This window comes from uncultured Bacteroides sp. (assembly GCF_937912035.1).
Classification (GTDB): Bacteria; Bacteroidota; Bacteroidia; order Bacteroidales; family Bacteroidaceae; genus Phocaeicola.
This window is the reverse complement of the sequence record NZ_CALDPF010000035.1, coordinates 127,821-149,975: the sequence shown is the minus strand read 5'-3', so window position 1 is coordinate 149,975 and position 22,155 is coordinate 127,821. Positions and strand designations below refer to the sequence as shown.

Annotated in this window: 18 protein-coding genes; 1 reads left to right on the top strand and 17 read right to left on the bottom strand. The window is 40.0% G+C overall.

Annotated features, from left to right (window positions below):
* Window positions 1–60: 60 nt before the first annotated feature.
* The 16 genes from Q0486_RS09895 to Q0486_RS09820 form a co-directional block, all read right to left on the bottom strand.
* The gene (locus tag Q0486_RS09895; protein WP_299232504.1) at window positions 61–1,017 is read right to left on the bottom strand and encodes a hypothetical protein; all 957 of its coding nucleotides are present in this window, start codon (window positions 1,015–1,017) and stop codon (window positions 61–63) included.
* A gap of 86 nt (window positions 1,018–1,103) precedes the next feature.
* The gene (locus tag Q0486_RS09890; protein ID WP_299232502.1) at window positions 1,104–2,321 is read right to left on the bottom strand and encodes a site-specific integrase; all 1,218 of its coding nucleotides are present in this window, start codon (window positions 2,319–2,321) and stop codon (window positions 1,104–1,106) included.
* A gap of 345 nt (window positions 2,322–2,666) precedes the next feature.
* Window positions 2,667–3,677: a GGGtGRT protein gene (locus tag Q0486_RS09885; RefSeq protein WP_022125481.1), complete on the bottom strand. Its 1,011-nt coding sequence runs from the start codon at window positions 3,675–3,677 to the stop codon at window positions 2,667–2,669.
* Between the two features lie 19 nt (window positions 3,678–3,696).
* Entirely contained in the window at window positions 3,697–4,398 is a 702-nt protein-coding gene (locus Q0486_RS09880; protein WP_154044054.1) for a hypothetical protein, read from the bottom strand.
* A gap of 282 nt (window positions 4,399–4,680) precedes the next feature.
* On the bottom strand, window positions 4,681–6,450 hold the full coding sequence (locus Q0486_RS09875; protein WP_299232496.1) for an ATP-binding protein: 1,770 nt from the start codon (window positions 6,448–6,450) through the stop codon (window positions 4,681–4,683).
* Between the two features lie 18 nt (window positions 6,451–6,468).
* Complete coding sequence (locus Q0486_RS09870) at window positions 6,469–7,155, bottom strand: response regulator transcription factor (protein ID WP_235339106.1); 687 nt, start codon at window positions 7,153–7,155, stop codon at window positions 6,469–6,471.
* A gap of 102 nt (window positions 7,156–7,257) precedes the next feature.
* Window positions 7,258–8,307, bottom strand: a complete 1,050-nt coding sequence (locus Q0486_RS09865; protein ID WP_299232493.1) for a type I asparaginase — start codon at window positions 8,305–8,307, stop codon at window positions 7,258–7,260.
* 363 nt (window positions 8,308–8,670) lie between these two features.
* Window positions 8,671–9,450: a tryptophan synthase subunit alpha gene (trpA, locus tag Q0486_RS09860; RefSeq protein WP_299232491.1), complete on the bottom strand. Its 780-nt coding sequence runs from the start codon at window positions 9,448–9,450 to the stop codon at window positions 8,671–8,673.
* Window positions 9,451–9,464: 14 nt separating this feature from the next.
* Window positions 9,465–10,076 (bottom strand): phosphoribosylanthranilate isomerase, encoded by a 612-nt coding sequence (locus tag Q0486_RS09855; RefSeq protein ID WP_299232489.1) that lies wholly within the window; start codon window positions 10,074–10,076, stop codon window positions 9,465–9,467.
* 142 nt (window positions 10,077–10,218) lie between these two features.
* On the bottom strand, window positions 10,219–11,028 hold the full coding sequence (gene trpC, locus Q0486_RS09850; protein ID WP_299232487.1) for an indole-3-glycerol phosphate synthase TrpC: 810 nt from the start codon (window positions 11,026–11,028) through the stop codon (window positions 10,219–10,221).
* Window positions 11,029–11,041: 13 nt separating this feature from the next.
* Window positions 11,042–12,037: an anthranilate phosphoribosyltransferase gene (trpD, locus tag Q0486_RS09845; protein ID WP_299232485.1), complete on the bottom strand. Its 996-nt coding sequence runs from the start codon at window positions 12,035–12,037 to the stop codon at window positions 11,042–11,044.
* Between the two features lie 96 nt (window positions 12,038–12,133).
* Complete coding sequence (locus Q0486_RS09840; protein WP_299232482.1) at window positions 12,134–12,700, bottom strand: aminodeoxychorismate/anthranilate synthase component II; 567 nt, start codon at window positions 12,698–12,700, stop codon at window positions 12,134–12,136.
* A 105-nt stretch (window positions 12,701–12,805) separates the two neighbouring features.
* Window positions 12,806–14,212 (bottom strand): anthranilate synthase component I family protein, encoded by a 1,407-nt coding sequence (locus Q0486_RS09835; protein WP_299232481.1) that lies wholly within the window; start codon window positions 14,210–14,212, stop codon window positions 12,806–12,808.
* A 39-nt stretch (window positions 14,213–14,251) separates the two neighbouring features.
* On the bottom strand, window positions 14,252–15,436 hold the full coding sequence (gene trpB, locus Q0486_RS09830) for a tryptophan synthase subunit beta (protein WP_299232479.1): 1,185 nt from the start codon (window positions 15,434–15,436) through the stop codon (window positions 14,252–14,254).
* A 273-nt stretch (window positions 15,437–15,709) separates the two neighbouring features.
* Window positions 15,710–16,078, bottom strand: coding sequence for a dihydroneopterin aldolase (folB, locus tag Q0486_RS09825; RefSeq protein ID WP_299232477.1), 369 nt, complete (start codon window positions 16,076–16,078; stop codon window positions 15,710–15,712).
* An 89-nt stretch (window positions 16,079–16,167) separates the two neighbouring features.
* Window positions 16,168–18,720, bottom strand: coding sequence for an adenosylcobalamin-dependent ribonucleoside-diphosphate reductase (locus tag Q0486_RS09820; RefSeq protein WP_299232475.1), 2,553 nt, complete (start codon window positions 18,718–18,720; stop codon window positions 16,168–16,170).
* Between the two features lie 280 nt (window positions 18,721–19,000).
* Between Q0486_RS09820 and Q0486_RS09815 the strand changes: the two genes are divergently transcribed.
* Window positions 19,001–19,753, top strand: a complete 753-nt coding sequence (locus Q0486_RS09815) for an NADPH-dependent oxidoreductase (protein ID WP_299232473.1) — start codon at window positions 19,001–19,003, stop codon at window positions 19,751–19,753.
* 128 nt (window positions 19,754–19,881) lie between these two features.
* On the opposite strand, the gene Q0486_RS09810 is transcribed toward Q0486_RS09815, so the two are convergent.
* The gene (locus Q0486_RS09810; RefSeq protein WP_299232471.1) at window positions 19,882–22,074 is read right to left on the bottom strand and encodes a tetratricopeptide repeat protein; all 2,193 of its coding nucleotides are present in this window, start codon (window positions 22,072–22,074) and stop codon (window positions 19,882–19,884) included.
* Window positions 22,075–22,155: the final 81 nt, after the last annotated feature.

Genomic DNA, 22,155 nt, shown 5'->3' with positions numbered 1-22,155 from the left:
CAAAGAAAAAGGCAATTCTTTACCGTTGTAAGAACTGCCTTTAAATATGGAGAATATTAATTACCAGAGTTTTGTTCCACCTATATTATAAGGTGATGATTTGAATGTTTTGTAATCTAACAGGGCTTCTACCGTATCATATTTTTTAAGGAATGAATTTAATCTACTTCTTATATTGTTGGCATCTGTTGTAACATCATCGGCATCTATCAATTCAATAGCTCTCAGATATGATTCAATTAAATTGGCTTGTGGTCTTGTTGGAACTCTTTCTTTGGTGGATTTTAAATGGGTGTTTTGCAGTAACTGATATGTTCCCCATATATAGAGTGATTGATTGGGGTCAATCATTTTATTGCCTACTTTCTTATTTCCGTAGATAATATCCAATTCCTTATGAGCTTCCTCCAAATTGCTTACCCCTAAGTATTGGTGTAAGTATTCATTCAGATGATTTTCAAACCAGCAATCTTTGTTATTGATAAGTATTGGGGAATTACCCCCTACTGCAATTTTTATATCGGTAATAAGGTTTTTCCCGTTTTTTTGCTTGGGCTGATTGAGTGCAATATAAAGCTTTAACATATCTGGTCTGACTTCATGTATATATTGTTGGTATTGCATAACCTCATATTCTCCTTCTGATATTGGAATTTCCGTTATTATATTCCTGTATAAAAGTGCTGCCATGAATATTAATGCACATGAAACCAAATTTTCATTATGAAGTTCCGTAACATACGATTCCATGATTGCTGCAGGATTAAATTTTTTTTGAACTGTTAGTACTATATTCTCATTGGTAGCCAATGCAAACTTTATTGCATCTACTCCCAAACCATTTTCTGATTTACATTGGTTGGCAAGTTCTTTTTCTTCTGGTGTCAGATTAAAGACTTTTTTGGTATAGACTTTAGTCAGCTCTTTGGATATATCATCGTAAGTAAAACCAAAACATCTATTTAGCTCTGGATATAACTTTTTTATCGTTGGAATGTCAAATGTAACTTCAAGCATGATTTCATAAATTATATTTGGAGCAAAAATAAAAAGAAAATCCCACTCACAAATACAGCAAGTGGGATAATCTTAGTTTGTAAGGTTTAGTAGTTGGAATCTTCTGTAAATGTGTCCATGAGCTTATCCATTTGTTCACCTATGCACTTATCTATCAGTTTGGCATAATGATTGGTCATTCTGGTATTGGTGTGACCAAGCATCTTAGAAACGACTTCCAGTGAAATATTATTAGCTAAAGTAACAGTACTAGCGAATGTGTGGCGGCTTGTATGAAATGTGATTCGTTTCTTGATGTCACACAAAATGGCTATATCCTTTAGGTATTTGTTTATATCTGCTGGGTCTTGGATAGGAAGTAATTTCTCTCCACCTTTGTACTTATCCAATATCAGTTTGGCGATAGGAAGTAGTGGAATGCGTGAAAGAACTCCAGTTTTTACTCTGCGTTTCTTAATCCAAATTCTACCAGCATTATCCTTTTCAAAATGTTCTGGTGCTAAGGTTTTGATGTCAATGTAACTCAATCCAGTGAAGCACCCAAAGAGAAACATATCTTTTGCTCTCTCCAGTCTGGGTAGGGGAGTGTCAAAGTTGATAATCTTTCTTAGTTCTTCTTCATCCAAGAAATCTATTTCTACAGGCTCACGTTCTACCTTATAAGTAATGAACGGATTGGTAGTCATATAGGAATTAGCTACTGCAAGGTTAATTATCTTTTTGAGTAACTTTATGTGTTTGGTAGATGAATTTTGTGCCATTCCTTTGTCTATTCTTAGGAACGTATGAAAAGATTGGATAAAGTTCAGATTTAATTCACGTAGGTATAAGTCCTCTCTTTTGTATTTCTGCTGAACAAATTCTTTGAGTAATCTTACTGTATAGATAGAAATCCAATAGGTAGCTTTAGAAACTCCATTACCAACCTGTTTTTCCTGTTCTCTGTTATGTTCTTCAAAGACTTCAAACAGACTTTTTTCGTTCAATGCTTCTACTTTGTCTGCAACAGCTTCTTTTAGTAGCTCTGCTGTAATTAGGTAACCCATTTGAAGTAGCTCAATTTCTTTCTGGTATATTTTGTTTCTTAGCTGTGTAAGATAGCTGTTTACTAATTGAGCTTCTTCACTCTTACCTTTTACTAACTGTTTTTCTCTATTCCAGTCTGTAGAGCGTGCATATTTACCTGTGCTGAAATAGATTCTTTTTCCGTTTGTGGAGATAGAAACTTCAATAGGTGATAAACCTTTCTTGTTTTGCTTACTTTCTCTCAATGAAAAGTAAACCATTGTACAATGTTTTTCCATATTAAAATGATTGTAAAATGGAGTATATCTCATTGTACTATAGTTGATTATATAAGTTTTTGCAGCCCATTTTTGAAAATGGCAAATTGGGCTGCAAATGGGCTGCAAAAGTCACTTTTTTAGGGCTTAATTAAGTGATAATTGCTCTGCTTTGGGCTTGATTGTAATAGCTTTTGGAGGAACTATATTTTAGGTTGTAACAGTCTCATTTTTCTTTTTGCTTATTAAGAAAAGATAACCAAGGAGAATGCTATTAAAATATCCCTAAATTATAAAATACAGCAAACAAAAAAACTCCTGCAACCATTTAGATTACAGGAGTTTATATATTTGATTAAGTATAGATTACTTATTCAAAGCAGTAGCAACGTCAACAGCACATGCAACTGTACATCCTACCATAGGGTTATTACCGATACCCAAGAATCCCATCATTTCTACGTGAGCAGGAACTGATGAAGATCCAGCGAACTGAGCATCTGAGTGCATACGCCCCATAGTATCTGTCATACCGTAAGAAGCAGGACCAGCAGCCATGTTATCTGGGTGAAGTGTACGACCTGTACCACCACCTGAAGCTACTGAGAAGTATGGCTTACCAGCAAGAACACGTTCTTTCTTGTAAGTACCTGCTACTGGGTGCTGGAAACGAGTAGGGTTAGTAGAGTTACCAGTGATTGATACATCTACGCCTTCTTTCCACATGATAGCTACACCTTCGCGAACGTCGTCAGCTCCGTAGCATTTTACTTTTGCACGAGGACCGTTTGAGTAAGCGATTTCACGAACTACTTTCAATTCGCCAGTGTAGTAGTCGAACTGAGTCTGAACGTAAGTAAATCCGTTGATACGAGAGATGATCTGAGCAGCGTCTTTTCCAAGACCGTTCAAAATACAACGGAGAGGTTCTTTACGTACTTTGTCTGCTTTTGCAGCGATTTTGATAGCACCTTCAGCAGCAGCGAATGATTCGTGACCTGCCAAGAATGCGAAACATTTAGTTTCTTCGCGAAGCAACATAGCAGCCAAGTTACCGTGGCCAAGACCTACTTTACGGTCGTCAGCTACTGAACCTGGGATACAGAATGACTGCAAACCGATACCGATAGCTTCAGCAGCTTCAGCAGCGTTTTTGCAACCTTTCTTCAAAGCGATTGCACAACCTACAACGTATGCCCATTTAGCATTTTCGAAGCAGATAGGCTGAGTTTCTTCACAAGTTTTATAAGGATCAAGACCATACTGTTCGCAGATAGCGTTAGCTTCTTCGATGTCTTTGATACCGTTTTCGTTCAAAGCAGCAAGAATCTGTTTGATACGACGGTCCTGGCTTTCAAATTTTACTTCTCTAATCATATGTTCTTTCCTCCTTATATTATTCGTGACGTGGATCAATGTGTTTAACTGCACCCTGTTCTGCTGTGAAGCGTCCGTAAGTACCTGTTACTTTCTTCAAAGCTTCGTTAGCGTCTGTACCTTTCTTGATTTCATCCATGAACTTGCCAAGGTGAACGAATTCGTATCCGCAGATTTCATCGTTTTCATCCAAAGCGATAGTCTTGATATATCCTTCAGCCATTTCAAGGTAACGAGGACCTTTAGCTAATGTTCCGTACAATGTACCTACCTGGCTACGGAGACCTTTACCCAAGTCTTCAAGACCTGCACCGATCATCAAACCGCCTTCTGAGAAAGCTGACTGAGTACGACCGTAAACAATCTGCAAGAACAATTCACGCATTGCAGTGTTGATAGCGTCGCAAACCAAGTCTGTGTTCAATGCTTCGAGAACTGTCTTACCTGGAAGGATTTCTGAAGCCATAGCTGCAGAGTGAGTCATACCAGAGCAACCGATTGTTTCAACCAATGCTTCCTGGATGATACCTTCTTTCACGTTAAGAGTCAGTTTACAAGCACCCTGCTGAGGAGCACACCAACCGATACCGTGAGTCAAACCTGAAATGTCTTTGATTTCTTTTGATTTAACCCATTTTCCTTCTTCAGGAATTGGAGCCGGACCGTGATTAGGTCCTTTTTTTACAACACACATGTGTTCAACTTCGTGTGAATAAGTCATATTCTTTACGTTTTTATTGATAATAAAAAAATAAGTTATTTCGTAAACCTTGGACAGGCACACTAGCCTATTCCGAACGCAAATTTACTTCTTTTATTCTTTTTTGCAACCCTAGGATGCAAACTTTTTCTTGCATTTTATAATTATTTTCATGTGCTTCTGTCATTTTGCAAACTCCACTTGTCAAAATGTTTTTTATATTTCTATATAGTATGTTTACCTTAATTATATATATAAAAAAGGGGGCTGCCGTTTCTTGCAGGGCAGTCCCGTTGATAGTTCCTATTTTTGTAGAGTAAATACGAATTCGAGTCCTCCGTTTGGAGCATTCTTTGCAAATATCGTTCCTCCGTGGAAGAGTACGGCGTTTTTGACTATCGCAAGTCCCAAACCTGTACCTCCAAGTTTTCTTGAACGTCCTTTATCGACTCTGTAGAAACGTTCGAACAAGCGTGTAAGATGTTCTTCTTCTACACCGACTCCGGAATCAGAGAAACTGAAATAATAGAACGTATCGTCTTCGCGGAAACAGTTAATAGTTATTTGTATGTTTGTTCCTGCGTATGCTATTGCGTTGTCCATCAGGTTTCTGAATATGGAGTACAGCAATGAGTGATTACCATTTATCATCAATGCCTGTGGCATCAGATTTATAACCTTTATATGCTTTTCTTCCAGTCCCAGATTAACCTCATTGATTATGTTCTCTACTACCAGACTCAGGTTTACGGCTTCTCTTTCCATCATCTCCGGTGCTTCATCCATTCTTGTCAGTACTGATATGTCGCGCAGCAGTGTTGTAAGTCTGTTGCTTTGCGCATAGCTTCTTTCCAGAAATGTCTTGACAGTTTCTTTCGGAATGTTCGGATTGCTTAGAATCGTTTCCAGATATCCCTGTATGCTGCTTACCGGTGTCTTAAGTTCGTGTGCGATGTTCTGGGTGAGTTGTCTCTTCAGGCGTGCCTGCTCTTCTTCCTGTGTTATGTCGTTTATTGATATTTCGAACGACAGATCCTGGAAAATGATACATTCTATGGTAAATGTTCGCGCATTCTTGTTGAGGTGTAGTGCTGTTCTTTTCTCTTCCTTACTGTAGTTGCCTTCGTTTTTGTTGAGGAACTCTATTATAGGTTTGAGTTCCGGTATTGTGAAAATCTCGTTGGTAGAACTCAGGTTACGGTCCGAAATATTATTGATATATTGTGTGAACAGGCTGTTCACCAGAATTTCCTTTCTTTCTTTAGTAAATACACCAAGCCCTTCGTGCGATGTCTGCAAGTGCGAAATAAGCTTTTCTCTTTCTATGTAGAGTGCTTCCTTGGCTCTGTGCAGTCTTTTGTAGATGGTAATGATGTGCTGCGAAATTTCTCCCAGTTCGTTTTTGGGGAATGTACGCAGTATATCCATGTCTATAGGTTCGTTCTTGTCGGCTTTCAATGCGAATTGCTGCAGGTTGGTAATTGATTTTCCCAGTTTGAAAGTGAACCTGTAGAATATTATCATCAGAACTATGCAGATGAGTATTGTAAACCACACATATCCCATGTCGGCTTCCAGATGTTCGGTGAGGCTTACATTGTATGGCAGTGCCGAGCGTAAGATTATACGATGTTTAGGAAAGTATTTTGCAGAGTAGAAGAACTCTTCTCCATCAATACTTTCAGAGAACCTGTTTATGGCATATCCGCTGCCGTACATGAGTGCGTCCTGTACTTCCTTTCTGGAAGAATGGTTCTGAAAATCTTCCAGATTCTTGTCTGTAGAGTCGAAGATAACTTTACCTTCAGGAGTGATTATAGTAACCCTTAGATTTGGAATCATGTGGGTCATTATATAGTTTTTCAGCGAGTCTAATGAACCGGCATCAGCCATGTAGCTGTATAGCTGTTCGTTGTAGTTCTGTAATTGGGTGTTCAGAAGTTCTGTCTTGTATGATTTTTCGCGTTGATATTGGAACAGCATGAAGCAAGCTGCAAATGCTACGAACAGAGTTATGACAGACAAGAACAACTTACGGCTGAAAGTGAGGAGACGTATGTTAAACTTTGTCATTTTTACGTTTTCAATTAATTATTCACATTCGAAACAATATCCATATCCCAGACGTGTAACAATGTATTTGCCGTATTCTCCAATTTTCTTTCTTAGTCTTGTGATATTTACGTCGATAGTGCGGTCCAGTACATATACTTCGTCATGCCATACTTTTGTAAGTATGTCTTCGCGTGAAAATACTCTTCCCTGATTTTGAAGGAGGAGAAGCAGTATTTCGAATTCTTTCTTTGTCAGTGAGATTTCTTCACCGCGTATAACTACTTTTTTCTTGCCAGAGTCAACAACCATATCTTTGAATATCAGTTGGTCGTTGCTCTTGTTCTGTACTCCGGCTGTTCGTCTTATTACGGCCTTTACTCTGGCCAGTACTTCCCTGAGTGAGAATGGTTTTGAAATGTAGTCGTCGGCACCAAGGTTGAAACCTGTAAGGGTGTCGTTTTCTGTGTCCTTTGCCGTAATGAAAATAATAGGGATATTTGCCGTATCCTTGTTCTTTTTCATCATGCTTGCCATTCTGAAACCTGAAATTTCGCCCATCATCACATCCAGCAGCAGGACATTGTATTGGGTAAGATCCAGTTTCAGAGCTTCTTCTGCCGAATTGGCTGTATCCACCAGATAGCCTTCGGTTTCCAAGTTGAATTTCAAGATTTCACACAAATCTTCTTCATCATCTACGACTAAAATTCTGTAATCGTTCATAATGCCTTTATTTATTGTTTCACAAATGTATTCAATATTATTTTCAGGTGCAAAGATGATGCGATTTTATTACTGATGTGTGAAATAAATATTACAATTGTGTTACAATACCGGTTTTGTGAATTCTCCTGCTATTGAACGGCTCATCTCGTTTCTTACTTCACGAGGACTCAGTCCATGTCCGAGCAGGAACATGAGTTTTGTCAAAACACTCTCTACAGTAGCGTCATAGCCGCTTATCACTCCTGCGTCAAGAAGATGGAGTCCGGTTTCGTAACGTCCCATTTCAACCATTCCTGTCTGACATTGTGTTATATTAACTATTACAATTCCGTTACGTGTAGCTTCGGCCAGTAATTTTATGAACCACTCTTTTTGTGGTGCATTTCCCGATCCGTATGTCTTCAGTACAACAGCTTTCAGTCCTGGAGTGTTGAGTACAGTACGTACCAGTTTTTCCTGTATTCCAGGGAATATTGTCAAAACCAGGACGTTGGTGTCGAACACATAATGAGGGTGCATGGGCACTCCGGGTTGTACTTTCTTTATTTTGTCATATTCATATTTTATGTGTATGCCCGCAGTGGCAAGTGCAGGATAGTTGTACGAACGGAAGGCATTGAAATTTTCTGCATTGATTTTTGTTGTGCGGTTTCCCCTTAACAGATGGTTCTCGAAGAAAATACATACTTCGGGTACTATGGCTGTTCCGTCCGGATGTTTTGCGGCGGCAATTTCTATTGATGTTATGAGGTTTTCCTTACCGTCTGTACGTAGAACTCCGATAGGCAGCTGGCTACCGGTAAGGATGACAGGCTTGCTCAGATTCTCAAGCATAAAACTGAGTGCCGAAGCGGTATATGCCATGGTGTCTGTACCGTGCAGTATAACGAATCCATCGAAATTGTCGTAGTTATAGTCTATTATTTTTACCAGTTTTGCCCAAAGTGAAGGCTCCATATCAGACGAGTCGATAGGAGGATTGAATTGGTATGACGAAATACGATAGTTGAATCTTTTCAGTTCTGGAACATTTTCCTGTAACTGATCGAAATTGAATGCTTCTAGTGCCCCTGTCTCAGGGTTTTCTATCATTCCTATGGTTCCTCCTGTATATATAAGCAGGACTGACGGGTAATCCGGTTTAATCATAATGCAGTTAATGTATCTTTATATTCGATACAAAGATATGAAGTTTGTATCTTATTTAAAAATGTTAATCTACTTAATTTATCCATAGAAACTTTCTATTTTCTATAGGTTTTATTGTTTTATGCTGGAAACATCCATTGTTTGGTTTCTATTTGTAAAGTCATAAGGCTTGTATTTGTTTAATATGATAGACAAATCAATTATATGTTTTACGGTTGATGTTATGATAAAAAAACTAAAATTTGTGTTTTTACTGTTTATAATGGGATGAAATAATAGTATTTATTTAGCGTTTAAACAGTATTTAAATACCGTTTAAACGCTGATTAAATATTGTTGTTCTTTTTGTGTGCTCAGGAATAACTATTCTATTTCCAAGTCCTTTTTTAAATGCTCTATTGCCTGATTCGTATTTCCGCTTTCCTCATTGAGCAGAGTTATGAAACGGCTTCCTATAATACATCCTGAAGCATTTTTTACTGCTGTCTCGTATGTCTGTCGGTTGGAAATGCCGAAACCTATCATACGCGGATTGCGGAGATTCATGTTTTTTATTCTCTTGAAGTATTCTTGTTTTGGAGTATCAAAGTCTTTCTGTGCTCCGGTTACGGCAGCCGAAGATACCATGTAGATAAATCCTTCGGTGTTCTCGTCGATAAGGCGGATTCTTTCTTCCGATGTTTCGGGGGTGATGAGCATTATAACTTTGATACCATACTTTTCGGCAACAGGTTTTACAGACTGCATGTATTCGGCGAAAGGCAGGTCGGGGATGATTACTCCGTCAATTCCCGTACGGTGGCAGCTCTCGAAAAACGAGTCTGTTCCGTATTGCATTATCGGATTGAGATAGCCCATCAGGATGAGAGGTATGCTCACTGTGTTGCGGATACCCTCCAGCTGTGCGAAAAGGCCGGTCAGTGTCATTCCGTTGCGTAGTGCCTGGTATGACGCGTTCTGAATCACAGGACCGTCTGCTAGAGGGTCGCTGAAAGGAATTCCAATCTCAATCATATCCACCCCGTTCTTTTCGAGCGAGGTTATCACTTCTGCTGTATTGTCGGCTTTAGGTGCGCCTGCACAGAAATAGATTGAGAGAATGTTATGTTTCTTGTTGCTGAAGAGTTCGTTTATTCTGTCCATAGTTGTATCTGTTTTTATAGTGTCCTTAATCGTTTTATGAATTCGGCGATTGCTTTGGTGTCTTTCAGTCCCGGAGCTGTCTCGAAACCGCTGTTGATGTCTATTCCGGCAAACGACGTATGGCGGAATGATGAAATCTGCTCCAGGCATTCCGGTTTTATTCCACCACTTAGTAGGAATGGTGTCTTGCCGTGATAGCTTTGTGTGATAGTCCAGTCGAACGTCTTGCCCGATCCGCCGTAGGCTGCGCATGGCGTGTCGAATAGATAGTATCGGCACAGCCCGTCGTATGGGGCGGTTATGGTGTCGGCATTGTCAGTCTTTAGAGAGAAGGATTTTATTATTTTTATGCCTTTGTTTCGTATGTCTCTACATTGTTCAGGCGATTCGTTTCCGTGTAGCTGTACAAGGTTGAGGCCGAATTCCCTTACTTTATATAATATATAGTCTGTTTCGCTGTTTACGAACACTCCGACGCATAGTGATGAAGATGGCATGTGTTCCGGAACTGCATAGGCGAAACGAGGGGAGGAAGGGTGGAAGATGAAACCTGTCATGTCTGGTTTCAGTTTGTCCAATGCTCTTATATTATCGGCATATTTCATGCCGCATACTTTTATAATCATTCGTTGTAATGTATTAAAAATGTATTGTAATATTTGGCGTAACACGTTCGTGTCACGCGTGTAATACGCTCGTGTTTCGCTCGTCACACGTTCGTGTTACGCCCGTTACACCTAGGTGTAACGCTAACTTTATCGAATCGTTTTATTGCTTTTGGGCTGTTTCCATTTCTTCGATGAGCGTTCTCAATGCGCCGGCCGGTTTTGCAGTCTTCATGAATGATTCTCCTATGAGAAAACCGTTGTATCCGGACTTTCGGAGTTTGATGATGGTTTCTGTCCCTGAGATTCCGCTTTCCGATATGTGCGGTATTCCTTTCGGAAGTTTTTCGGCAAGGCGGAATGAGTTTTCAATATTAGTGTGGAAACTGCCGAGATTTCGGTTGTTCACTCCTATGAGGTCGATACACTCCGTCGTATATTCCAGCTCATCTTCCGAATGTATTTCCAATAATACTTCAAGTCCTAGGCTGTGTGCCATTTCTGCAAGGTGTTTGCATTCGTCCTTTTCAAGTCCGGCGGCTATCAACAGTATGGCATCAGCCTGAATGGCTACGGACTGCAATATCTGATATTCCGATATGATGAAGTCTTTTCTCAGGATAGGGGTGGTTGGAGCTGAGAGGCGTGCTTTAAGAAGGTCGCCTTCGTTGCCTCCAAAGAAATCTGTGTCTGTCAGGACTGACAGTCCTGCAGCTCCGGCTTCGGCATATCCTCCGGTTATCAGCCGGACATCGGCTTCGCTGTTTATCCAGCCCTTTGAGGGGGAACGTCTTTTGAATTCTGATATTATTCCTGTGGGGGATGACATTATCGAACGGCTGAGGCTTAAAGGCTCTCGTGTTTCACGCATGGCAACTATGGCTTCGAGTTGCTTCATGCTTACGGCTTCCATTTGCCGGCTGATTTCCTTGCGCTTGTTGGCTATTATCTGTGTGAGAATATCTTCTTTCATACTGGTGGAGTAATTATTGGTTTATCTCGATGAATTTCTTGAGTGTCTGCAGGGCACGTCCGCTTTCGAGCGATTCGCGTGCCTTGGCTACACATTCCTCTATCGGAAGTTGCGGCTCTATGGCCTGTATGGCGAAAGATGCGTTTATAAGTACGCATTCGGTTTGTGCCTTTGTGGCTCGGTTGTCCAGCACATTGTCGAAAATCTCTGCTGCCTCGCGGATGGTGTTTCCTCCGTAGAGCTCTTCTCGGCGTGCTATGGTGAAACCTATATCGGAAGGTTTGCAGATGGTTTCATAGCGGTTGGTCATCACCTTGAACTCGTCTGTAAGGGATATTTCGTCGTATCCGTCAAGATTGTTTACTACGGCAAAACCTATTCCAAGACGTTGCAGTGTGTTGGTGTAGAGGCGCATCAGTGTAAGGTCGGCTACTCCGAGCAACTGATATGCCGGGATGCAGGGATTTACGAGAGGACCGAGCAGGTTGAATATGCTTCTTACTCCGAGCTCCTTTCTTACGGCTGCCACGGTCTTCATAGCCGGATTGAAGAGAGGCGCGTGCATATATACCATTCCGCATTCTTCCATCGACTTTCTCAGGCGGGAATTGTCGTTGGTGAATTTCACTCCGTGTTCCTCCATCACGTTGCTTGCTCCGCTCACGGAGGTACTGCCGTAGTTGCCGTGTTTGGCTACCTTGTATCCGGCTCCTGCAACTACGAAGCAGGCACATGTGGAGATATTGAATGTGTTCTTGCCGTCGCCTCCCGTGCCAACTATGTCGATTGGTCTGTATTCGCTAAGATCTATATTGACACGCGTGCTGAGGAGTGCTTCGCGGAAACCTATCAGTTCTTCTACTGTTATACCCCTCATCTGGAACACTGTGAGGAGTGATGCTATCTGGGTATTGTTGTATTTCTCTCCCGTTATGTTTTTCATGAGCGAACATGCTTCCTCGCGTGTAAGTTCCTCATGATTGAATAGTCGTTTAAGTATTTCTTTCATTGTAGCAGCTTTTTTAAATAATTAAGAATGAATAATTAATAATTTGGTGCATGAATTAATTTTTAATTAACTTCGTTGACCGTTGGTTCTTAATTTTTAATTTTCTCGAATCCAGTTCTCAATCATTTTCTTTCCGTCGGGAGTAAGGACTGATTCCGGGTGGAACTGAATGCCTCGGACATCGTATTCTTTATGTCGGATTGCCATTATGTAGCCTTCCGCGCTTACGGCTGTCACTTCCAGACAGTCGGGGAGAGAATCGTTATCGACAACCCATGAGTGGTATCTTCCTACAGGGATTTCTTCTGGAAGACCGTTGAATATATAGTCATCGGCCGTGATGCGGATTTTGCTTTGTATGCCGTGATATACTTCTTTCAAGTTTATCAGTTTTCCTCCAAACACTTCGCCTATGGCCTGTTCGCCAAGGCATACACCGAGGATAGGCTTACGTCCGGAGTAGGTACGTATCACGTCGAGAAGTAGTCCTGCCTCTTCGGGTATTCCCGGGCCTGGGGAGAGGAGTATCTTGTCGAACTCCTCGAGTTCTTCCATACTGAAACAGTCGTTTCTGAATACAGTCACTTCTGCCCCAAGTTCATTTACTAGGTGGCTGAGGTTGTATGTGAATGAGTCGTAGTTGTCTATGATTACTATTTTCATATTTGATATTTTTTAAAGGTGACGAGATGACAAGTTGACGAGTTGACAAGGTTGCCATCCGGATGGAGAGCCTTGTTACCTTGTAACTGAAGCCTTGTCAATTTATTATAATTTCTCTGCCAGTTCGATGGCTTTTCTCAGTGCTCCGAGTTTGTTGTTTACTTCCTGCAATTCGTTTTCCACATTGCTTTTTGCCACTATGCCGCCTCCTGCCTGAAACCAGAGTTCGTTGTTGCGGCTTACGAATGTGCGTATCGTTATCGCCTGATTAATGTTTTTACCGTCCAGGCTGATAAAGCCTATGCATCCTCCGTAAACGCCACGGTTGTGTGGCTCGTATTTGCTTATGAGTTGCATTGCCATGACTTTTGGTGCTCCGCTCAGTGTTCCTGCCGGAAAGGTGTCGATGAATGTACTTACGGCGTCGGCTCCGGTGTTTACTTTTCCGCTCACACGACTCACGAGGTGTATCACGTGGCTGTAATATTGTGGCTCCTTATAGAAATCCACTTTCACATCGTGGCAGTTGCGGCTAAGGTCGTTTCTTGCCAGATCTACCAGCATGACATGCTCGGCGTTCTCCTTTGGATCGGCAAGCAGGGCTTCGGCTGCTTTACGGTCGGCTTCCTTGCTGCCTGTCCTTTTGGTAGTTCCTGCTATCGGGTCGATGCTTGCTATGCCGTCCTCAATCTTGCAGTGAGTTTCAGGTGACGAACCGAAAATTCTGAATCCTCCGAAATCGAAATAGAACAGGTATGGCGACGGGTTTATGCTTCGCAAGGCACGGTAGAGCTTGAAGTCATCACCTTTGTATCTCTGTATAAATCGTCTTGACATTACAATTTGGAATACGTCGCCTTTCATGCAGTGGCTTATTCCTAGGCGTATGTTCTTGCGATGTTCATCGTCGGTCAGTGTGCTGGTGGTTTCTCCTACAGCCCTGAACTCGTATGCCGTGAAATTGCGATTGTTTATGGCTTTTTCTATCTCGTCTATATGACTTTGTTCACCTGGCGACTGCAGTTCGAGCAGTACCATCTCGCTCTTGAATCCGTGGAAAACAATGAGGTATTTATATAGAATGTATAGAATTTCCGGTGCGTCATTCTTTGCGTCTATACTGTCTGGAACGTCTATATTTTCAAAATAGCGGACGGCATTGAATGTGGTGTAGCCATACACTCCGCAGTATGACGAGTATTCACCTTCTATCCCGAAATGTCCGAGGAAGGCATTTATGGCATCTTCCACGCTTCTCTTACTCTTTACAGAAGTTTCTTCTGTAGTTCCGTCGGGGTAAGTGGCAAAGGCTTTCCCATGATTGACGCTTATGCTTGCTATCGGGTTGAGGCCGATGAAGGACTTGTTGTTTTCCGTTCCGTGATAGTCCGAACTTTCCATAAGTACGCTTTGAGGGAAAAGGTCACGCACTTTCAGATATGTGCTTACCGGGGTATGTAGGTCGCCCAGTATTGATTTATGGTTGGTGGTGTATTTGTATTTTGTATTCATCTTTAAATAATTAAGAATTAAAAAATAAGAATTAAAAAACTAATAACCCTTATACTTCAAATAAGTTTCAATATCCTTGTCGCCTCTTCCTGACACTGTAAGTACAACAATATCTGTAGGCTTGAAGTTCATTTTTTCTAAAGCTCCCAAAGCATGTGCCGATTCAAGAGCCGGTATTATTCCTTCTAGAAGCGTAAGTTCATAAGCAGCCTTGATTGCTTCATCATCGTTTATAGCCAATACTGTAGCGCGATGTTCTTTGGCAAGATTGGCGTGCATGGGACCTATTCCCGGATAGTCCAGACCGGCAGAGATAGAATAAGGTTCAAGAATCTGTCCGTTTGCATCCTGCATTACCAGGGTCTTGAAACCATGAATAATACCGATTTTACCCAGTTGGATTGTGGCAGCCGACATACCGCTGTTCAATCCCAGTCCACCTGCTTCGGCAAGTACTATTTTTACTCTCTCATCGTCCAGATAGTGGAATATAGTCCCTGCTGCATTGCTTCCGCCGCCTATGCAAGCCATCAGATAATCAGGATAATCGCGTCCTTCGTGTTCCATGAGCTGCTTTTTGATTTCTTCGCTGATGACGGACTGAAGTCTTGCCACCATGTCAGGATAGGGGTGAGGGCCTACTGTAGAGCCTATCACATAGTAAGTGTCAGAAGGATGACAACACCAGTCGCGTATGGCCTCGTTCGTAGCATCTTTCAGAGTCATGTTGCCGGAAGTTACCGGGCAGACAGTAGCTCCAAGCATCTTCATTCGTTCTACGTTTACATGCTGGCGTTCCACATCGGTTTTTCCCATATACACTATGCATTCCATTCCCATCAGTGCGCAGACTGTCGCTGTAGCCACACCATGCTGACCTGCTCCCGTTTCTGCTATGATTCTGGTTTTTCCCATACGTTTGGCAAGCAGCACCTGACCTATAGCATTATTGATTTTGTGGGCTCCCGTGTGGTTCAGATCTTCTCTTTTCAGATAAATCTTACATCCGTATTTTTCGGACAGGCGTTTGGCTAGGTAGAGTGGGGAAGGGCGGCCCACATAGTCTTTCAACAACTGTGCGTATTCTTTCTTGAACCCTTCATCTTCAAGCACCTTTGAATACGCTTCCTGAAGTTCGCTTACACATCTGTGCAATATTTCGGGGATGTATGCTCCTCCGAATTCTCCGTAATAACCTTTTTCGTTTACTTGGTAAGATTTCATATCGTTATTGTTTTTTTTAATTGTTTCTGAAAATGCAAAAAAGCAGAACGGGCTGCCGTAAAGTACGACAGCCCGCTCTGCTTTTTTTTAATTACTTATATCTTTAAATTTGGTATATACACGCGACTGATGCCCTTACGACTTTTGGAGTTGTAAGTGGCGCCACCAGAAGAATGTATTTACCATTGAGTTTGTCATAAATGTTATGTTGTTTCTTGTTTCTGCGACAAATGTATGTATTATTTTTTATAATCCAAACATTTGGCTGATTTTTTATTGAAAATATTTCACTTTGACTCCGACATTCTTGCAGTCGGCGCCCATTGGCGGATTTTCCTTGAATATGGTTATCTCTATGCTTTTGATGGTCGGGAAATCGGCGAACAGACGTTTGGATATCCTGTAAGCCAGGTGTTCAAGGAGTTTTGCAGGTATATTCATTTCTTCCTTTACAGCCTCATGTATCTCTGCATAATTGATTGTTCCTTCAAGATTGTCTGTAGCAGCAGCTTCACTGAAATCTGTTTCTATGTCAAGACTGACTTTATACTCTGCACCAACGGTGTTTTCTTGTGGAAGTACGCCATGATAAGAGTAAAATTTCATCTCATTGAGGATGATATTCATTGATTGGGCTTTCATGTATGCTATGGTTTTAAAAGAAAAGGCGAAGAATTCCGTTATTGTATGGGTATTCTTCGCCTAGGTTTGTCATTTATGTTTTAAGTATATTATCCGCATCTTGAAGAACCGCAAGTTGTACAGATAAGACAGCCTTCCTGATAAACCAATGTTTCGTTTCCGCAGTTAGGGCATTTCATACCTTTGGCTTCTGTTCCGTCCTGTACATATTTCTTCAGGGCACGTTCAACACCGACCTTCCATGTGTTGATGTTTTCGCTGTCAAGCTGAAGTGAACCTACAAGTTTGATAACCTGATCGATTGGCATTCTCCAGCGCAATACTCCTGAAATAAGTTTTGCATAGTTCCAGTATTCTTTGTTGAAACGTTCTGACAATCCTTCTACTGTCATTTTGTAGCCACGTTTGTTTTCGAACTGGAAGTCGTAGCGCTTGTTTCCATTCTCATCAATGTTCTTGATGATTTTACCGCAAGTTACAGATTTAGGAAGCACTATACCTTCTTCATCATCCTGAAGACCGGTGAAGATTTCGTATGGATGTCCGTCGAGTAAGCCTACAAATGCTACCCATTTCTCTTTGTTGTTCTGGAAGCGTACCACGTCTGCTTCAAGCACTTTTGGTCTTACCTCTACAACCTCAGGACGTTTGCATCTGCATTCTTCTTCCTTGCGCTTTTCTTCCTTGTCTGTCTTTTGTGTTGAAACAAGGACTCCGGCACGTGAACCGTCACGATATACTGTACATCCCTTGCATCCTGAACGCCAAGCTTCTACGTAAAGATTGTTTACGAGTTCTTCGTCAACAGTGTTAGGCAGGTTGATAGTAACACTGATTGAATGGTCAACCCATTTCTGGATGCGTCCCTGCATCTTAACTTTCATAAGCCAGTCAACATCATTTGATGTAGCTTTATAGTAAGGTGATTTGGCTACAAGCTCGTCTATTTCTTCTTGAGTATAGTTCTTTGTTGTGTCCAGACCGTTGATTTTCATCCAAGTGAGAAACTTGTGATGGAATACGATATATTCTTCAAAAGCATCACCTGTTTCGTCAATGAAATCAATTCTTACGTTTTCGTCGTTAGGATTTACCTTACGGCGTCTCTTATACACAGGCATGAATACTGGTTCTATACCAGAAGTAGTCTGTGTCATAAGACTTGTTGTACCTGTAGGAGCAATAGTAAGACAGGCTATATTTCTACGTCCGTATCTCACCATATCTTCGTACAGAGCTGGATCAGCTTCCTTGATACGGTTTATGAAAGGATTTTCTTTTTCTCTTTCGCTGTCATAAATTTCGAAAGCACCACGTTCTTTTGCCATAATAACTGACGAACGATATGCTTCGAGAGCAATTGTCTTGTGTACTTTTTCTGAGAATTCAGTAGCTTCTTCGGTTCCGTATCTTAGTCCCATAGCAGCCAACATATCTCCTTCAGCAGTAATACCTACTCCGGTACGTCTTCCAAGACCAGACTTTCTGTATATCTTTTCCCAAAGATGGCGTTCTGTATTTTTAACTTCATCGTTTTCTGGGTCAGAGTCAATCTTTTCAAGGATGAGACCGATCTTTTCCAGTTCGAGGTCGATGATATCGTCCATTATTCTTTGTGCATATCTTACGTGTGTTTTGAACAAATCAAAATCAAAGTATGCATCCTTTGTAAATGGATTTACAACATATGAGTAAAGATTGATAGCCAACAGTCGGCATGAATCGTATGGACACAATGGAATTTCACCGCAAGGGTTTGTTGATACAGTTCTGAATCCTAGGTCTGCATAACAGTCAGGTACAGATTCTCTTAAAATTGTATCCCAAAACAGAACACCCGGTTCGGCTGATTTCCATGCATTGTGCACAATCTTTCTCCATAATTCGTTAGCATTGATTTCTTTTACGAATTGTGGATTATCTGAATCTATAGGGAATTTCTGTATATATGGCTTGTTTTCAACGGCTGCCTGCATGAACTCGTCGTCAAGCTTTACAGAAACATTTGCTCCTGTAACCTTGCCTTCAGTCATCTTGGCATCGATGAATGATTCAGAATCGGGATGCTTGATTGAAACACTCAGCATAAGAGCGCCTCTACGTCCGTCCTGTGCTACTTCTCTTGTAGAGTTAGAATAACGTTCCATGAAAGGAACAAGTCCTGTGGATGTAAGTGCAGAGTTCTTTACAGGTGATCCTTTAGGACGTATGTGTGACAGGTCGTGACCTACGCCACCTCTACGTTTCATAAGCTGTACCTGCTCTTCGTCAATACGGATGATGGCACCGTATGAGTCAGCTTTCCCGTCAAGTCCGATTACGAAACAGTTTGATAAGGAAGCAACCTGGTATTCGTTACCGATACCGGTCATCGGGCTACCCTGCGGAACAATGTATTTAAAGTGATCGAACAGGTCAAACAATTCCTGTGAAGTCATGCTGTTAGGATAGTTTGCCTCAATTCTAGCAACCTCATTGGCAAGTCGCCAATGCATGTCCCTTGGGGATTTTTCATAGATGTTTCCAAATGAATCTTTCACAGCGTATTTGTTTACCCAAACGCGTGCGGCAAGTTCATCCCCATTAAAATACTCTAATGAAGCTTCGTATGCTTCATTGTAGCTGTAAACTTTTTTTTCCACGATATTATTGTATCTTGTTATGTTATCCGATATTTTATAGAACACTGCAAAGCTATTAATGTTTTCTTTATGAACAAAGAAAATAAACGTAAAGTTATTAACAAAAGAAAGAAGTTTTCCAATCCTGTTATGAAAGTAATTGATTATTAGTTGTTTATCGATTTTGTCTAAAAATAAAGTTTTCTTTTTGTGAAAGTTGCATTTCTTTTAGATTATTATTGTTGTAAAATATTGAGATATTTGTTTTTTATATTATCTTTGTAGAAAAGAAAAAATATTTATGGAATCAATAAGAAATAGAAGAACGATACGAAAATACAAATCTCAGGATATTTCTGCTGATTTGTTGAATGGATTGATTGAAGAAGCATCCCGTGCATCTACAATGGGAAATATGCAATTGTATAGCGTTATTGTCACCCGTAGTGAAGAAATGAAATCAAAATTAGCTCCTATGCATTTCAATCAGCCTATGGTCACTACAGCTCCTGTAGTATTAACATTCTGTGCTGATTTTAATCGCTTTAGTTTGTGGTGCAGGCAGAGAAAAGCAGAACCTGGATATAATAATTTCCTTTCATTTATTAATGCCCTTTCTGATGCATTGTTGTTTACTCAGAACTTTTGTACGTTGGCAGAAGATGCAGGTTTGGGTATTTGTTATTTAGGAACAACAATATATAATCCTGAACCGATTATTGATTTGCTTAATTTGCCGGAATTGGTTGTACCGGTAGCGACTATTACTGTTGGTTATCCGGATGAATGTCCTTCTCAACCTGACAGGTTACCATTGAATGGAATTATCCATGAAGAAACTTATAGACAATATACCCCGGATGATATTGACAATATATATTCATACAAGGAATCTCTTCCTGAAAATCTGAATTTTATATCTATAAATAATAAGGAAACTTTAGCGCAGATTTTTACTGATATAAGGTACAAAAAATCAGATAATGAATTTATGTCTTCCGGATTGATTCGTGTTCTGCAAAAACAAGGTTTCTGGGGAAAGATTACCGAATAACAAGTTGATGGAAAAATAATTTATAAAGAAAGAAGGTATACGAAATGATTCTATATAATCATTTTATATACCTTCTTTTCCTTAGAATAAGTATAATTTAAAATTCGATTGTTTAATCAGGAGTATATTTACATATCTGAGGTTACCATATCTGGAATCATGTAAATAATGTCTTCTTCAACACCCTTTTTCTTCAGCGTCTCGACATCGGATGAAAATATTTTTTCGAATGAAGTTTTTTTATCTGATATTTCATTGGCCTTCTTATAGAAGTTGATTGCATCCTTAATGTCGTTATTTACCATAAATACGTGTCCCATATTCATCCAGTCTTCGGCTGTTGCATCTTTTTTCTCTAAAATTTTAGAGTACATGTCTTTTGCCTTATCATATCTGTCTGTCATGAAATAACACCATGCAATAGCTCTTTGTGCCGATGTCTTTCCTTTGGTCATATATTCCACCTTGAACATATATTTTATAGCTTCGTCATATATACCGTCGGATATAAGTGTCTGTCCTATAATGTTGCAAATACTCAAATCGTCAGGATTTATTGCTTCTGCTTCTTTCAGGCATTCGTATGCAAGGTCATATCGTTTTTTCTTCTTATAACAGTAAGCCAGATTTTTTAGTGTCCAGATATTGCCCGGAGCAAGAATATTGGCTTTATTCAGTTCTTTTATAGCATTGTCATAATTCTTTTCCAATATATGTACATATCCTATCTTTTGGAAAGCTTCGTAGTCGTTAGGATTATCATCGATGATGTCCATGTAAGCAAACATGGCGTCATTTATATGTCCTTTGGCAAACAGATAGTCAGCCAATTGTTTTAACTTACCACTTTCTTTTACTATCATTCGTATGTTGAAGTTTTCCCATAATGCAATTCCTTCAGAGAATATATCTGTCTTTTCATATTGTTTTCTCCATAGTTTGCAGAAACGGTATAGATCCTGTATGAAATGTCTGCTTTCTGTCTGACGTCTTTTCTTTTCAGTGTTTATGTCATCTAACTCTTCATTCAATCTGTTTTGGGCATTTAATCCTGTATTCATCGCTTCCAAAGGCAGGTCAGGTACAGTTTTGAATGTCAGACATAAAGAGAATCTGTCGGAATTACACATGTCAGTGGCTTTCATCAGAGTATTAATGAATGGTGCATAATTATTTCCTTTGTCTGTCATCATTTCATGTATGACAGGTACTTCCGGACTGAATATGTAGAACCAGTGTGACGGCTCATAGAAGAAAGGGTAGTTTTTCAGATTAGAGAATGTACACATGTTTGTGTCTGCACCTTCCTGGCGTAACATATCCAATTCTTTAATCTGGTCTTTAATTTTCTCAATGTTTTCTTTCCATTCAGGATTTTCTTCGATAAAATCTTCTATGATTTCTTCGAAATTAATTTCTGACATATCATCGATAGGTGATGTCAACTCTGTCGATTGCATTATAGAAGGTATTATCTCGTCTCTCATTTTCTTGTTTATATTTTCTGTATCAAGCGATAAGATCACTTGTATGATAATAGTGTAGAAATCATCAAGAAAATATGGATTATCTTTCATGAGATTGATCTCATCGTAGAGGTAGGGATATGAATAGCTTATTGTTTCACTTTGCAAGTACATTGCTATCATGATACCAACCAAAGCACGTTGTGTAACTACCGGACTTTGACATTTCATGTAGGTGTGTATGAGCAGTCTGAACTTGTATATGTCCAGCAGGTATATTAGGCTTAGGCATAATGCTGAAGTGAATAACGCCTTGTCATTGTCTGATATTTTCTCAGAATCTATTATTGATAAGGCTCCGTTATAATCCTCTTCGTTCCATACAACAGGTCTCCATGTCTTGTTGAACAGTGTTTCAAGTATTGATTGTCTGATTTTAATTTGGGCATCTGTAGTTTCAGTCCGGTATGGTTCTTCATACATGTCGGAAATACTTATATCTTTTTGCTTTTCTTCCAGTTTTAGTAGTATTTCCGTATAATTTTTCGTTGTATTATGTTTTTCTTCTCTGTATGTCTGTGAAATGTATGAATTACCATTCTCAAGCATACTTTGTGTCTTAGTCATTTCGTTAAGAATATATGCTTTTCTCAATAATTGGTTATACATTTCTTTTCTTTTCGGATCATTCATTCCCTGGCTTGTATATTGTAACATTAAGCCGTATGTGGTTTTAAGGCTTTCAATGTCTGATTTTATCTGCCAGTTGTCTGTAGAAGAAGCGTATTCCTGAAGCTTTTCGAGTGCTTCTTTCAGTTTGTGTTTATAGATCAAATCTTTTATCTCGATGTGCATATCATTCTTATAATTACAATATTTATACTATTGCTGCAAAAATAATAACTTTTTCGTAATTTTGCACGAACTATTTTTCAT

Coding starts and splice junctions, on each gene's coding strand:
- Q0486_RS09895 (WP_299232504.1), bottom strand. CDS start 1,017: ATGCTTGAAGTTACATTTGACATTCCAACGATAAAAAAGTTATATCCA.
- Q0486_RS09890 (WP_299232502.1), bottom strand. CDS start 2,321: ATGGAAAAACATTGTACAATGGTTTACTTTTCATTGAGAGAAAGTAAG.
- Q0486_RS09875 (WP_299232496.1), bottom strand. CDS start 6,450: ATGACAAAGTTTAACATACGTCTCCTCACTTTCAGCCGTAAGTTGTTC.
- Q0486_RS09870 (WP_235339106.1), bottom strand. CDS start 7,155: ATGAACGATTACAGAATTTTAGTCGTAGATGATGAAGAAGATTTGTGT.
- Q0486_RS09835 (WP_299232481.1), bottom strand. CDS start 14,212: ATGAATACAAAATACAAATACACCACCAACCATAAATCAATACTGGGC.
- Q0486_RS09885 (WP_022125481.1), bottom strand. CDS start 3,677: ATGATTAGAGAAGTAAAATTTGAAAGCCAGGACCGTCGTATCAAACAG.
- Q0486_RS09880 (WP_154044054.1), bottom strand. CDS start 4,398: ATGACTTATTCACACGAAGTTGAACACATGTGTGTTGTAAAAAAAGGA.
- Q0486_RS09810 (WP_299232471.1), bottom strand. CDS start 22,074: ATGCACATCGAGATAAAAGATTTGATCTATAAACACAAACTGAAAGAA.
- trpA (WP_299232491.1), bottom strand. CDS start 9,450: ATGGACAGAATAAACGAACTCTTCAGCAACAAGAAACATAACATTCTC.
- Q0486_RS09855 (WP_299232489.1), bottom strand. CDS start 10,076: ATGATTATAAAAGTATGCGGCATGAAATATGCCGATAATATAAGAGCA.
- Q0486_RS09815 (WP_299232473.1), top strand. CDS start 19,001: ATGGAATCAATAAGAAATAGAAGAACGATACGAAAATACAAATCTCAG.
- trpB (WP_299232479.1), bottom strand. CDS start 15,436: ATGAAATCTTACCAAGTAAACGAAAAAGGTTATTACGGAGAATTCGGA.
- trpD (WP_299232485.1), bottom strand. CDS start 12,037: ATGAAAGAAATACTTAAACGACTATTCAATCATGAGGAACTTACACGC.
- folB (WP_299232477.1), bottom strand. CDS start 16,078: ATGAAAGCCCAATCAATGAATATCATCCTCAATGAGATGAAATTTTAC.
- Q0486_RS09865 (WP_299232493.1), bottom strand. CDS start 8,307: ATGATTAAACCGGATTACCCGTCAGTCCTGCTTATATATACAGGAGGA.
- Q0486_RS09840 (WP_299232482.1), bottom strand. CDS start 12,700: ATGAAAATAGTAATCATAGACAACTACGACTCATTCACATACAACCTC.
- trpC (WP_299232487.1), bottom strand. CDS start 11,028: ATGAAAGAAGATATTCTCACACAGATAATAGCCAACAAGCGCAAGGAA.